The 13,897-nt window shown below is 71.7% G+C and carries 10 protein-coding genes; 3 read left to right on the top strand and 7 right to left on the bottom strand.

Translation table 11 applies throughout. The annotated features are described in order from the left end of the window. Positions 1–61 precede the first annotated feature (61 nt). Positions 62–607 carry an ATP-binding protein gene (locus K4G22_RS06940; protein WP_228078903.1) on the top strand — a complete coding sequence of 182 codons (546 nt, stop codon included), beginning with the start codon at positions 62–64 and terminating at the stop codon, positions 605–607. Between the two features lie 16 nt (positions 608–623). Here the strand turns inward: K4G22_RS06940 and K4G22_RS06945 are convergent, their stop codons facing one another. Next, positions 624–932: a hypothetical protein gene (locus tag K4G22_RS06945; protein WP_228078905.1), complete on the bottom strand. Its 309-nt coding sequence runs from the start codon at positions 930–932 to the stop codon at positions 624–626. A gap of 259 nt (positions 933–1,191) precedes the next feature. On the opposite strand from K4G22_RS06945, the gene K4G22_RS06950 reads away from it, so the two are divergent. Together K4G22_RS06950 and K4G22_RS06955 are read left to right on the top strand one after the other, a co-directional pair. Then, entirely contained in the window at positions 1,192–3,051 is a 1,860-nt protein-coding gene (locus K4G22_RS06950; protein WP_228078906.1) for an ABC transporter ATP-binding protein, read from the top strand. Further along, positions 3,048–4,940 (top strand): ABC transporter ATP-binding protein, encoded by a 1,893-nt coding sequence (locus K4G22_RS06955; RefSeq protein ID WP_228078908.1) that lies wholly within the window; start codon positions 3,048–3,050, stop codon positions 4,938–4,940. The genes K4G22_RS06950 and K4G22_RS06955 overlap by 4 nt, the downstream gene beginning before the upstream one ends. Positions 4,941–5,081: 141 nt before the next feature. On the opposite strand, the gene glgP is transcribed toward K4G22_RS06955, so the two are convergent. The 6 genes from glgP to K4G22_RS06985 form a co-directional block, all read right to left on the bottom strand. After that, complete coding sequence (glgP, locus tag K4G22_RS06960) at positions 5,082–7,670, bottom strand: alpha-glucan family phosphorylase (protein ID WP_228078910.1); 2,589 nt, start codon at positions 7,668–7,670, stop codon at positions 5,082–5,084. A gap of 192 nt (positions 7,671–7,862) precedes the next feature. Then, a complete protein-coding gene (locus K4G22_RS06965) occupies positions 7,863–9,005 on the bottom strand; it encodes an ABC transporter ATP-binding protein (protein WP_228078912.1) in 1,143 nt (380 codons plus the stop codon). Beyond that, positions 9,002–10,078 carry an ABC transporter ATP-binding protein gene (locus tag K4G22_RS06970; protein ID WP_228078919.1) on the bottom strand — a complete coding sequence of 359 codons (1,077 nt, stop codon included), beginning with the start codon at positions 10,076–10,078 and terminating at the stop codon, positions 9,002–9,004. The genes K4G22_RS06965 and K4G22_RS06970 overlap by 4 nt, the downstream gene beginning before the upstream one ends. A gap of 4 nt (positions 10,079–10,082) precedes the next feature. Then, positions 10,083–11,036 (bottom strand): ABC transporter permease, encoded by a 954-nt coding sequence (locus K4G22_RS06975; protein WP_228078921.1) that lies wholly within the window; start codon positions 11,034–11,036, stop codon positions 10,083–10,085. Beyond that, on the bottom strand, positions 11,036–12,040 hold the full coding sequence (locus K4G22_RS06980; protein ID WP_228078923.1) for an ABC transporter permease: 1,005 nt from the start codon (positions 12,038–12,040) through the stop codon (positions 11,036–11,038). Before K4G22_RS06980 ends, K4G22_RS06975 begins: the two co-directional genes overlap by 1 nt. Positions 12,041–12,135: 95 nt before the next feature. Further along, complete coding sequence (locus K4G22_RS06985; protein WP_228078925.1) at positions 12,136–13,809, bottom strand: ABC transporter substrate-binding protein; 1,674 nt, start codon at positions 13,807–13,809, stop codon at positions 12,136–12,138. Between the last annotated feature and the right edge of the window lie 88 nt (positions 13,810–13,897).

Below are 13,897 nucleotides of genomic sequence, written 5' to 3' on the forward strand. Positions count from 1 at the left end.
AGGGCCGGTAGTTGCCCGGAAACGGCACGCGCCTCGGCCCCACGCGGCCATGATGGTGAACATGGCTGCAACGGCGGACGTCCCCACGAGTGAGATCGAAGGCACCCACCCACTCGACCGGGAGGCGCGCGCGCCACAGGAACGCCGACAACAGCGAGAGACCGGCCCGCACGCCGCGCCCCAGCCGCCCCAGCCGCCGGCGCCCGGCGCCGAGGACCCCTCGCTCGGAGAGCTGCGGCTGCCGTCCGAGCCCGCCTCCGCCGGGCTCGCCAGGCGCATCACCCGACACCAGCTCGGCGTCCGCTGGCAGTTGCCGGAGGAGCTGACCGAGAACGCCGTGCTGCTCGTCTCCGAGCTGGTCGGCAACGCCGTGCAGCACGCCGGCGCACCGTCGTTCGGGCTGCGCTTCAGGCGGCGGCGCGGGTCGGTGCGGGTGGAGGTGAGCGACCCGTCCAGGGCACTGCCGGTGCTGCTGCCGGTGCGGGAGATGGCGGTGCTCACCGGGCGCGGCCTCTTCCTGGTGGACACCCTGGCGGACCGCTGGGGCGTGGACCTGCTGCCCCACGGGAAGTGCACCTGGTTCGAAATGCGCGCGCCTCATCGCTGACGACCCCTGAGCTCCGCTAACGAGCCGGCCGGCGGCGGGTGCTGGCGCGGCGGCGGCGGTCGTTGCACAGGAGGCAGCGCCCCCAGCCCGGCGGCAGCGGATCCTCCGCATCGCCGTACAGCGGATCCAGGGCGCCCCTGGGATGCTCCCTGCACCCCGTGTCCCCCGGCCCGACGCTCAACGCCAACGCGGCGGACAGCGCCCGGCGCAAGGCGTCCACCAGCACCTCCGCCTGCTCCCCCGTGGGCGGCTCCTGGTCGAAGGCCACATCGGACGCCGTGCGCAACGCCGACTGCACCGCGCGCAGCTCTGCCTGATCGCTCATGCCGGCCACAGTAGGCGGCCCCACTGACAACGGCCCCACCGACAACGGCACCCCCTGCCGGGGACCGCGACGCGGCCGGACAACGGAAAGACGCCGGCAGGACGGCGGAACAACGGCCGAAGAACGGCGGAAAGGCAGCGAAAAGCGTGGCCGACCGGCCGGTGAGCTGGCAGAACGTCCCGCGCCCCGCCTATCGGTCCCAGGTCCTAGGACGAAAACCCGTGGGCGATGTCAGTGCCTGATCGTAGGCTCGGAAACGATGTCTGCCACAGCCCCCGCCCCCGCCGCTCCCGAAGTCCCCCCTCGAAAACGCTCGGTCGTCCGCGCCCTGTTGCGGCTGTGGCCCTATGTGCGGCCCGTCAGAGTACGCGTCTTCAGCGCCGCGGGGGTGGCCATCGTAGCCGCGTCCATGGGCCTGGTGATGCCGCTGGTGCTGAAGTGGATGGTCGACGGCCCGGTCGCCGACGGGGACACCTCCGGCATCTGGCTCGGCGGTCTGGTGCTGCTGTTCGTCGGCCTGGCCGAGGCGCTGCTGTTCGGGCTGCGCCGCTGGCTGGTGGCGCGCCCGCTGGCCAAGGTCGAGGCCAACATGCGCGACGCCCTCTACCGCCATCTACAGCGTCTCCCCGTCACCTTCCACGACCGCTGGCCCACCGGCCAGCTGCTCTCCCGTGGCACGGGGGATCTGCAACTGCTGCGGATGTTCCTGGCGTTCGGCCTGACGTTCCTGATCGTCAACAGCTCGACCATCCTGATCGGCTTCGGCGTGCTGCTGGTGCAGGACTGGACGCTCGGCCTGGTGCTGATCCTGCCCGTGGTCCCGCTGATCGTGCTGTGCGCGATGTTCGAGGCCCGCTTCTCCCTCGTCGCCCGGCGCGCCCAGGACCAGATGGGCGATCTGACCACCGTGGTCGAGGAGTCCATCCTCGGTATCCGGATCATCAAGGGCTTCGGCCGCCACCGCAGCCAGGCACGCGCCTTCCAGGTGCTCTCGGGACAGCTGCGCGACACCGAGATGCGCAAGGCCAAGCTGTTGGCCGGCATCTGGCTGGTGATCCTCGCCCTGCCGGAGCTGTTCCTCGGCACGGCGCTGGTGCTCGGCATCTCCCAGGTCGCCGACGGCGAGCTGACGGCCGGCACGCTGGTCGCCTTCATGGCCACCGCGATGGTGCTGCGCTGGCCGGTGGAGTCCATGGGCTTCCTGCTGGCCCTGTGCAACGAGGCCGGCACCGCGACCGACCGGCACTTCGAGGTGCTGGACGAGCCGATACCGGACGAGCCCACGCCCACGCCGGGCGTCGCCCTGCCCGCCCCCTCGGGCGAGGGCGGCGGCGCCGAGGCGCCGGGCGACGGCATCAGATTCGAGGACGTCGTCTTCCGCTACCCGGACGGCCCGGCCGACGCGACGCCGGTGCTCGACGGGGTCACGCTGCACATCCGCACCGGGGAGACGATGGCGCTGGTCGGCGCGACCGGCAGCGGCAAGACCACGCTGCTGGCGCTGCTCCCCCGGCTGCACGAGGTCACCTCGGGCCGGATCACGCTGGACGGCGTGGACACGGCCACGCTCTCCCGGGCCGAGGTCCGCACCCGGGTCGCCGTCGCCTTCGAGGAGCCCACGCTGTTCTCGGCGACGGTCGGGGAGAACGTCCTGATGGGCGCGGAGGACGGCGGCGAGGAGGAGTTGGACCGGGCGCTGCGGATCAGCCAGGCGGACGCCTTCGCGCGAGCACTGCCCGACGGGGTGCACACCGAGGTCGGCGAGCAGGGCCTGAGCCTCTCCGGCGGCCAGCGGCAGCGCCTGGCACTGGCCCGCGCCGTGGTCGGCCGGCCCCGCTTCCTGGTGTTGGACGATCCGCTCTCCGCCCTCGACGTGCACACCGAGGCCAAGGTCGAGGCGGCGCTGCGTGAGGTGCTGGTCAGCACGACGGCGCTGGTCGTCGCGCACCGCCCCTCCACGGTGCAGTTGGCCGACCGGGTGGCGCTGCTCTCCGAGGGCCGGATCGTCGCCGTCGGCAGCCACACCGAACTCCTGCGTACCCACGCCGAATACCGCCGGCTGATGACCGGCGCGTCGTCGGCCGAACCTTCTCGATCCGCTGAGGCGCGCGTCCCATGACCACCACAGTCAACGACCAGGACACCGACAACCACGACGACGATCGTCCCCTGCCGGAACCGGCGGTCGAGCCCCTTGAGGTGGTGCCGCCCGCGCCGGACGACCCCTACGCGCAGGACCAGCTGCCGGCGCCCAGGGGCGCCTCCCGCCAGCTGCTGCTCTCCCTGTTGCGGCCCCATCGCGCCCGGGTGGCCCTGGCCGCTGTCCTGCTGCTCACCCAGCAGGCGGCGGTGCAGGCGGTGCCGCTGCTGGTGGCCTATGCCATCGACTCGGGCGTGCCGGCGCTCCGCGACGACAACAACGGCCCGCTGATCGCGGTCGCCGTCGCCTATCTGCTCTGCGCGCTGGGCGCCGGCGTGTTCCAGTCCGTGTTCATCCTGGTCTCCGCGCGGATCAACCAGAGCGTCCTGCTGGACCTGCGCGGCCGGATCTACCGCCACGCGCAGGCGCTCAGCCTGGACTTCCACGACCGCTACACCTCGGGCCGGCTGATCTCCCGCTCCACCAGCGATGTCCAGTCGCTGCGCGAGCTGCTCAACGAGGGACTCCAGGAGATGCTGCTGATCCTGGTCTCCATCACCTACATCGGCGGTCTGCTGTTCTACCTGGACGTGGGCCTCGGCGCCGCCGCCCTGGTGTCCTTCATCCCGCTGACGCTGCTGGTGCGCAGCTACCGGCGGCGCTCGGCGCAGAAGTTCAGCGAGCGCTCCACGGCGATAGCCGCCGTGATCGTGAAGTTCGCGGAGACGATCAACGGCATCAGGCCGGTGAAGGCGTTCCGCAGGGAGCGGACCAACGACCGCTCCTTCGACCGGCTCAACCGGGACCACGAACGGATCAACGGCGACACCATCATGGAGATGTGCCGTTTCGTGGTGCTCTCCCGGCTGGTGGCCGCCGTGGCGGTCGCCACCATCGTGCTCTGGGGCGCCCAGCGGGTGAACGCGGGCGAGATGGAGCTGGGGGCGCTGGCCGCCGGAGCGCTCTACATCCGGCGGCTCTACGATCCGCTGGACCGGTTCGCGATGCTCCTCAACAGCTACCAGTCGGCCGTGGCCTCGCTGCACAAGATCTCCGGGCTGCTCGCCCAGCGGCCCGACGTGCCGGAGCCGGCCGACCCCGACGCCCTGCCCGAGCGGGCTGCCGAACGGCCGGGGCGCGAGGTGGTCTTCGACGGTGTCCGCTTCTCCTACCGCACCGGCGACGATGTGCTGCCGCGATTCGATCTGACGCTGGCGGCCGGTCAGACCACCGCGCTGGTCGGCGCCACCGGCGCGGGGAAGTCCACCCTGGCCAAGCTGCTCGCCAGGTTCTACGACCCGTCAGACGGCCGGGTGTTGCTCGACGGCGCGGATCTGCGCCGGCTGAGCCTGGCGGAGCTGCGGCGCGGCGTGGTGATGGTCACCCAGGAGGCGTTCCTCTTCTCCGGCACGGTCGCCGAGAACATCGCGCTGGGCAAGCCGGACGCCAGCCGCGAGGAGATCGAGCGGGCCGCGCGGGCGATCGGCGCGCACGAGTTCATCGAGTCGCTGCCCGACGGCTACGACACGGACGTGCGCAAGCGCGGCGGTCGGATCTCGGCGGGCCAGCGGCAGTTGGTGGCGTTCGCCCGGGTGCTGTTGGCCAACCCGGCGGTGGTGATCCTGGACGAGGCGACGTCCTCGCTGGACATCCCCGGCGAGCGAGCCGTGCAGGACGCCATGGTGACGGTGCTCCGCGACCGCACGGCGCTGGTGATCGCGCACCGGCTCTCCACGGTGGAGATCGCCGACCGGGTGCTCGTCATGGAGGGCGGCCGGATCGTCGAGGACGGCGCCCCCGCCGACCTCATCGCCGGCACCGGCCGCTTCTCCGACCTGCACCGCGCGTGGCGTGAGTCGCTGGCCTGACGATGCCGATGCCGGGGGCCTGCCCTGAGCACGGATCGGCCGGCCGGCCACCGCTGAGAACCACCGGCACCGTCGGTACGGCCGGGCCACCGGCACCCTCGGTGCGGGTACGTCCGCGCCGGGGGTGCCGGTGGCCGTGGGTCAGGGCAGCCGGGCTCCCGGCATCGCCGCGTCGCCGGCGACGGAGACGAGGCCCAGCTCGGCGCGGGAGGCCAGCAGCGGGTGCGCCGGCAGCACCCGCACCGTGTAGCCGAACGGTCCCGGCCGGTGCAGTGTCAGCTCGCCCTCGAAGGTCCACCGACCCGCCAGGTCGGGACCGCCGGTGGCCTTCAGCGGGACATAGCCCGGCTCGGCCAGCGTGTCGTCACCGTCCACCCGGCCGGTGACCGCCTGCACCTCCACCGCCGAGGGCTCAAGGCCGCCCAGCGCCACCCGCACCCGCAGCGAGACCGAACCGCCCAGCGTCGGCGGCTCGTTGCCCGGCTCCACATGCTCGACCGCGACGCCCGGCCACTCGGCCGTCACCCGATCGGCGAAGGCCGCCAGCTCGCCCGCCGCCTCCGCCGTCATCGCCCGGTGCGCCGCCGCGGCCGGCGCGTAGAGCCCGGTGATGTACTCGCGGAGCATCCGCTCCGCCCGCACCCGGGGCGCCAACCGGTCCAGGGTGGCCCGCACCATCTCCAGCCAACGCCCCGGCAGCCCCGCGCCGTTGACCCCACGGTCGTAGAAGCAGGGCGCCACCTGCTGGTCCAGCAGGGTGTAGAAGGCGGCGGCCTCGATGGCGTCACGGCGGTCCGGTTCAGCCGCGGCCACCCCGTCGGCGGTGGGGATCTCCCAGCCGAAGTCCGGATCGCACCACTCGTCCCACCAGCCGTCCCGCACCGAGAGGTTGAGGCAGCCGTTGAGCGCCGCCTTCATCCCCGAGGTGCCGCACGCCTCCAGCGGGCGCAGCGGGTTGTTGAGCCAGACGTCGCACCCCGCGTACAGGGAGCGCGCCATGCCCATCCCGTAGTCGGGCAGGAAGACGATCCGGTGCCGGACCTCCGGATCGTCGGCGAACCGCACCAGCTCCTGGATCAGCCGCTTGCCGCCGTCGTCCGCCGGGTGCGCCTTGCCGGCCACCACGATCTGCACCGGCCGCTCCGGGTGCAGGAGCAGCGCCCGCAGCCGGTCCTGGTCCTGGAGCATCAGCGTCAGCCGCTTGTACGAGGGCACCCGGCGGGCGAAGCCCAGGGTCAGGATGTCCGGGTCGAACACCTCGTCCACCCAGCCCAGTTCGGCCTTGCCAGCGCCGCGCTGCCGCCAGGAGGCCCGCAGCCGCACCCGGACATCGTGCACCAGCTGCTCGCGCAGGCTCCGGCGCAGCTCCCACAGCTCGGTGTCGCCAGGGTGGCCCTCGGCCAGCCGCCGGGTGGCGTCGGCCGTCCACGTCGGTGCGTGCACCCCGTTGGTGACCGAGCCGATGGGTGCCTCCGCCGGGTCGAAACCGGGCCAGAGCCCGGCGAACATGCCCCGGCTGACCTGCCCGTGCAGCGTGGACACCCCGTTGCAGCGCTGCGCGGTCCGCAGCCCGAGCACCGCCATGTTGAACGGGGGCGGTTCGCCGCCGTCGACCGTCTGCCCGCCGGGCGCCGCCGCGCCGAGCGGCTCGCGGCCGAGCGCGAGCAGCGCCTGGGGATCGACCGAGGGCAGCTCGCCGCCCTCGCCGAAGTGTCGGGCGACCAGCTCCTCGGCGAACCGGTCGATACCGGCGGGCACCGGCGTGTGGGTGGTGAACACGGTGCCGGCGCGCACGGCGCGCAGCGCCGCGTCGAAGCCGACGCCCAGCTCCCCCAGCTCCCTGATCCGCTCGGGGCCGAGGAAACCCGCGTGGCCCTCGTTCATGTGGAAGACCTCGGGCTCGGGGTGTCCGGTGAGCCGGCAGTACGCGCGGACCGCGCGCATCCCCCCGATGCCCAGCAGCATCTCCTGGAGCAGCCGGTGCTCGCTGCCGCCGCCGTAGAGCCGGTCGGTGACGTCGCGTTCGGCCGGACCGTTCTCGGCGACCGTCGAGTCCAGCAGCAGCAGCGGCACCCGGCCCACCCACACCTGCCAGATCTGCGCCACGAGGGTGCGCCCGCCCGGCAGCGCCAACGTGACCCGGGCCCTGCTGCCGTCCTGCTCGGTCAGCGGGGTGAGCGGCAGCTCGTGCGGGTCGATCACCGGGTACTGCTCCTGCTGCCAGCCGTCCGGCGAGAGGCTCTGCCGGAAGTAGCCGTGCCGGTAGAGCAGCCCCACGCCGATCACGGGGGCGCCCAGGTCGCTGGCCGCCTTGAGGTGGTCGCCGGCCAGGATGCCCAGGCCGCCGGAGTACTGGGGCAGCGCCGCCGTGATGCCGAACTCCGGGGAGAAGTAGGCGATGGAGCGCGGGAGTTCACCGCCGGCTCGGGCGTCGGCCCGCTGGTACCAGCGGGGCTCGGTCAGATAGTCGCGCAGATCCTCGACGGCGACGCCGAGCCGGCGCAGAAAGCCGCGGTCGGCGGCGAGCGCGGCCAGCCGGCCGGCGGTGACGGAACCCAGCAGCCGCACCGGGTCCTCACCTCCCGACTGCCAGCCGTCCGGGTCGACGGACCGCAGCAGCTCACGGGTTTCGGGGTGCCAGGACCAGCGGAGGTTGTGCGCCAGTTCCTGGAGAGGTCGCAGGGGTTCGGGAAGGACGGGGCGTACGGAGAAGCGACGGATGGCCTTCACCCCTCGACCGTAGCCGGGGCCCGGGGGCGGTTGCGGTGGATTCCGGCTGATTCAGCTGGATCGCCCCCCACAACCACCCCGCCGGAGGCCCGGCCGCCCCACGCGGCGCCCCACCCCGAACCACGGATGGCCCCCGCCGGGAACCCTGACCGGCGGTCAGGGTTCCCGGGAACGCCGGCCCGGGAGCCGGTGTCAGGTACCGCTGGGAACGTCGGCCGCGTCCGACGCCTTTCCGGCGCCGTCGCCGGCCGAAGCCAGCACGTCGCCGTCGCCGGCCGAAGCCGGCACGTCCGCGTCGTCGTCGGGGAGGATGCGCTCGGCGAGTTCCCTGGTCGGTCGGAGGGTGCCGTCCGCGATCTCGGCGGCGTAGTGGCAGGCCACGCGGTGGCCGTCGGCCTGTTCGACCAGTTCGGGGCGTTCCGTGTCGCACCGTTCCGGCTGACGCCAGGGGCAGCGGGTGTGGAAGCGGCAGCCGGTCGGCGGGTTGGCCGGGGACGGCAGGTCGCCCTGGAGCAGGATGCGTTCCCTGTTGTCCTCCACCTCGGGGTCCGGCACCGGGACCGCCGACATCAGCGCCCGGGTGTACGGGTGGCGCGGCTCCGCGTAGAGCGCGTCGCTCGGCGCCTCCTCGACCAGCGCGCCCAGGTACATCACGCCGATCACATCCGAGATGTGGCGGACCACGGCCAGGTCGTGGGCGATCACCAGATAGGTGAGTCCCAGGGAACGCTGAAGCTCCTCCAGCAGGTTGATGACCTGCGCCTGGATGGAGACGTCCAGCGCGGAGACCGGCTCGTCGCAGATGATCAGGTCAGGTTCGAGGACCAGCGCGCGGGCGATGCCGATGCGCTGGCGCTGTCCGCCGGAGAACTCGTGCGGGTAGCGGGAGAGCGCGGTGGCGGGCAGGCCCACCTTCTCCAGTACCTCGACGATCCTGGCTCTGCGCTCCTCCCGGTTGGCGCCGATATCGTGCGCCGCCATGCCCTCGGCCAGGATGGACTCGATGTTCTGCCGGGGGTTGAGGCTGCCCAGCGGGTCCTGGAAGACCATCTGGAGGCGGCGCCGGGAGCGGCGCATCTCCTCGTCGGGCAGGGCGGCCAGGTCGGTGCCGTCGAAGACGACCTCGCCCGAGGTGATGTCGTTGAGCCGCAGCACGGCCCGGCCGAGGGTGGTCTTGCCGCAGCCGGACTCGCCGACCAGGCCGTAGGTCTGGCCCGCCTCGATGGTGAGGCTCACCCCGTCGACGGCGTAGACATGGCCGACCGTGCGGTCGAAGAACACGCCGCGCTTGACCGGGAAGTGGACCTTGACCTCGCGGAGTTCCAGCAGGCTCATTCGGAGGTCTCCTCCTTCGGTGGTGCGGCCTCGGCCGGCTGGTCGGACCCGCTCGCGGGGGACTCGGGAAGCGTGGCGACGGCGAGCGGCTCGCGTACCGGGTTGACGCAGCGGGCGTGGTGGGCCGGCTGGTCGTCGGCCCCGTCGAGCGGCCCGAGCGCCGGGGTGCCGGAGAGGCACTGAAGGGTGTAGAAGTCGCAGCGCGGCGCGAAGGCGCAGCCGTCGGCCCAGGCGATCTGGTCGTTGATGGAGCCGCGCACCGGGTTCAGCGGTTCGCCGCGCGGGGCGTCGAGCCGGGGTATGGAACCGAGCAGCCCGTGCGCGTACGGGTGGGCGGGGGCCGCGAACAGCGTGCGCCGGTCGGAGGACTCCACCACCTTCCCCGCGTAGAGCACGTTGACCTCGTCGCACAGCCCCGCGACCACGCCGAGGTCGTGGGTGATCATCAGCAGCGCGGTGCCCTCCTGGTCCACCAGCTCCTTGAGGAGTTCCAGGATCTGGGCCTGGATGGTGACGTCGAGGGCGGTGGTCGGCTCGTCGGCGATCAGCAGGCGGGGCGCGCAGGCGACCGCCATGGCGATCAACGCGCGTTGCCGCATGCCGCCGGAGAGCTGGTGCGGATACTCCCTCAGCCGCCGGGTGGGGTCGGGGATGCCGACCCGGTCCAGCAGCGAGGCGGCCTCCTTGCGGGCGGCCTGGCCCCGCATCCCCCGGTGCCGGGTGAGGATCTCGGTGACCTGGACGCCGATCGGCACCACCGGGTTCAGCGAGGACAGCGGGTCCTGGAAGATCATGGCCAGCTGGGTGCCGCGCAGGTCGCGCAGCGCGGAGGGGCGCAGGGTCAGCAGGTCGGTGCCGCGGAAGTCGGCCCGGCCCTCGACTCTGACGCCCTTCTTGGGCAGCAGTCCCATCAGGGCGAGCGAGGTGACGCTCTTGCCGCAGCCGGACTCGCCGACCAGGCCCACCACCTGTCCCTCGTCCACGCCGAAGGAGACGCCGGAGACGGCGGTGGTCTCGCGCCGGCCGCGTGCGGTGAAGGTGACCTTCAGTTCGTCCACGGAAAGCAGGGGCATGGGATCAGCTCCGCAGTTTCGGGTCGAGTGCTTCCCGCATGGCCTCGCCGAGCAGCGTGAAGCCGAGGGCGGTGATGATGATGCCCAACGCGGGATACATCGCCATCAGCGGCGCGTTGTCGAAGAACCGTTCGGCCTGGGCCAGCATGACGCCCCACTCGGGTTGGGCGGCGTCCGGGTTGCCGAGGCCGAGATACGACAGGGCGGCGGCCTCGATGATGGCGGTGGCCAGCGCCAGCGTCGACTGGACGATCACCGGGCCCAGCGAGTTGGGCAGCACATGGGCCAGCACCACCCGCCGTCTGCGCACGCCGAGCGAGCGGGCGGCCAGCACGTAGTCCGCGTTGGCCTGGGCCAGCATGGAGCCGCGCAACAGCCTGGCGAAGATGGGGATCTGGACCACCCCCACCGCGATCATCACCGTGGTGAGGCTCTGTCCCATCACGGCCGCGATGCTCACGGCCAGCAGCAGCGAGGGCATGGCCAGCATCATGTCGATGAAGCGCATCAGCACGGAGTCGAGACGCCGTCCGGCCCGGCCGCCGAAGGCGAGCGCCGCGCCGGAGACGCCGCCGATCAGCGCGCCGACGGCGAAGCCGAGCAGCGTGGAGACCACGCCGACCAGCAGCGTCTGGCGGGCGCCGACGAGCATCCTGGAGAGCTGGTCGCGGCCGAGGTGGTCCAGGCCGAGCCAGTTGCCGTCCCGGGGGCCGACGAAGACGCCCCGGTTGGTGAAGACCTCGTCCCGCCAGGTCTGGGAGGTCGGGTTGTAGGGCGCGATCCAGGGGCCGATGATCGCGATGATCACGAAGAGCGCCATCACCCCGGCGCCGACCAGCGCCATCTTGCTGCTCCGCAGCCGGCGGAACGCCTCGACCCAGAGGCTGGCGCCGCTGGCGGTCTCCCGCTGGGAGGTGAGTTCGGCGAGTCGGTCGATCTTGTCCGTCTTGGTCGACATCAGTTCACCCGCACTCTCGGGTCGATGAGGCTGTAGGTGAGGTCGACCAGCAGGTTGATGAGGACATAGACCAGTGCGATGAAGAGGATGAAGCCCATGAGGGTGGGGTGGTCACGGCCGGAGATCGCCGTTCTGATGAAGCTGCCGATCCCGCCGAAGGAGAACGCGGACTCGGTGAGCACGGCGCCGGAGAGCAGGCTGCCGGTGAGCAGGCCGATGGTGGTGACCACGGGCAGCAGCGCGTTGCGCAGCACATGCCGGGCGCGGATCACGCTCTTGCGCAGGCCCTTGGACTCGGCGGTGCGCACGTAGTCCTCGCTGAGGACCTCCAGCACGCTGGCCCTGGTGATCCGGACGATCACCGCGAGCGGGATGGAGGCGAGGGCGACGCCGGGCAGGATCAGATGTTGGATGGCGTCCCAGGAGGCGTCGAACTCCCCGGTGAGCACCCCGTCGAGGACCCGGAAGCCGGTCACCTCGGTGGCGTTGATCCCGGTGGTGATCCGGCCGCCGCTGGGCAGCCAGCCCAGGTTGACGGCGAAGACCGAGCGGAGGATCACGGCGAGGAAGAACACCGGCACGCAGATCCCGATCAGCGATCCGGAGACGGCGGTGACGTCGAGCCAGGTGCCGCGTCTGCGCGCGGCGAAGTAGCCCAGGGGGATGCCGACGACGACGGCGAAGAGCAGCGCGGTCAGGCCGAGTTCGATGGTGGCCGGGAACCGCAGCGTGAACTCGTCCCAGACCGGCTGCCCGGTCTGCGTCGAGTTTCCGAGGTCGAGCTCGGCCAGCCGGCGGATCCAGCGGCCGTACTGGACCCACACCGGCTGGTCGAGGCCGAGTTGCGACTCGATCTGTCGCCGGGACTCCTCCGTGGCGCGCTCGCCCAACAGGGCCGAGGCGGGACCGCCGGGAAGTCGATGGATCCAGAGGAACAGTAGGACCGACAGGCCGAACAGCGTGGGTATCAGCTGGAGCAGCCTGCGGACGACGAGACGGAGCACCGAGGGGCTCCCCTTTCTCTCAGCTCCGGGTAAGGGGGCCGCCCGGCCACGGCGGTTGCCGTGACCGGGCGGCCCTCATCCCTTGCTCGCGCGGGTTACTTGAAAGAAACCTCGGCGAAGTTCTCCTGGGTCAGCGGAGAGACGGTGGGCGGGTTGACATCGGCGGAGAAGGCGATGGAGGGCGGCGAGCTGGAGATCGGCACGCCGGGGAGGAACTCCATGATGGCCTCGTTCGCCGTCGCGTAGAGGCCCTCGCGGGTCTCGACGTCGGGCTCGGTCCTGGCCTCGGTCATGAGGTCGAAGATCTCCTCGTTCTCGAAGCCCCACTCCTTGGTGTAGCCGTCGAACCAGGTGCCGAGGAAGTTGTAGCCGTCGTTGAAGTCGCCGGTCCAGCCGAGCAGGTAGACGTCACAGCCGCCGTCCCTGGTGGTCTCGGTGTAGTCCGGGTTCCAGGTGAGGGCCTTCGGCTGGACGGTGATGCCGACGGCCTCCAGGTCGGCGCGGAGCAGCTCGTAGATGTCGGCGGGGGCCGGCATGTACGGGCGGGTGACCTCGGTCGGGTAGCAGAAGTCGAGCGTCAGGTCCTCGTGCCCGGCGTCGGCCAGCAGCTGCTGGGCCAGGTCCGGGTCGTAGTCGTAGGTCCGGACGTCCTGCGAGTAGCCGGCGACGGTGTCCGGCATGAACTGGGTGGCGACCACGCCGCCCTCGGGCAGCTGGGTGTCGACGATGTTCTGGCGGTCCAGCGCGTGGGCGATGGCCTGCCGCACCTCCAGCTCCTCAAGCGCGGGCTGCCGCTCCTGGGTGATGCCCAGGTAGAAGATGTTGAAGACGCCACGGACCGGGACCTGGAAGTCCGCGTCCGCCAGGGTCTGCACATCGGCCGGGGCGACCAGGTCGTAGCCGTGGATGTCGCCGGCCTGAAGCTCCTGGCGACGCGCCGACTCCTCGGAGATGGTGCGGAAGACCAGCGTGTCCACGCCGGCGGTCTCGCCCCAGTAGTCGTCGAAGCGCTCCAGGGTGACCTCGCCGTTGCCCTTGTTCCACTCGGTGATCTGGAACGGCCCGGTGCCGGCGACCGTGCCGCCCTCCTGGCTGTAGCCGGGGAAGGTGATGTCCTCGCCACCGCCGCTCGGGTCGTCCTCGGCGTAGGCGGCGAGGGAGTCGGGCGAGTGGATGGAGAACGGCTGGAGCGAGAAGCCGCCGGGGTAGTTGGCGGACGGCTCGGCCACGGTGATCACGGCCGTCAGCTCGTCGGGCGCCTCGCAGCCCACGTAGTTGGGCTCCGGCGCGTCCTCGCTCTCGTTCTCGGCGAAGCCGCCGAAGATGTTCTGCCAGTAGTACGAGAGCGTGGTGTTCTGGTACGTGCCGGACCAGTTGTACCACCGGTCGAAGTTCTGGCAGACCACGTCGCCGGTCAGCGCGGCGTCGTCGTGGAAGGTGACGCCTTCGCGCAGCGAGAAGGTCCACTCGGTGCCGGCGTCGTTGCTCGACCACTCCTCGGCGAGCCCGCCGACCAACTCCGTGCCGCCGGGCTCGTGGTCCAGCAGGGTCTCGAACGCCTGCCGGGTGACGCGGAAGGTCTCACCGTCACTGCCCAAGGAGGGGTCGAGGGAGGCGGGGTTGCCAGCGGCACCGAAGACGAACACGTCGGAGTCTCCCCCGGAGCCGTTGTCGTCGTCGTCCCGATCGCTGGCGCAGCCGGTCGCGACCAGGCCGATCGCGATGGCCGCCGCGAACATCTTCGCGGCGCGGGGTCTTGCTATGCGCATTGATCCACCTCAGAGGGTCGGAACGGTGGTAGGGGCGTTAGCCGGTGGACGGCACATTACTGCTCGGGAATATGGCTGTGAACAGCGT

It is taken from the genome of Streptomyces profundus (assembly GCF_020740535.1).
Classification (GTDB): Bacteria; Actinomycetota; Actinomycetes; order Streptomycetales; family Streptomycetaceae; genus Streptomyces; species Streptomyces profundus.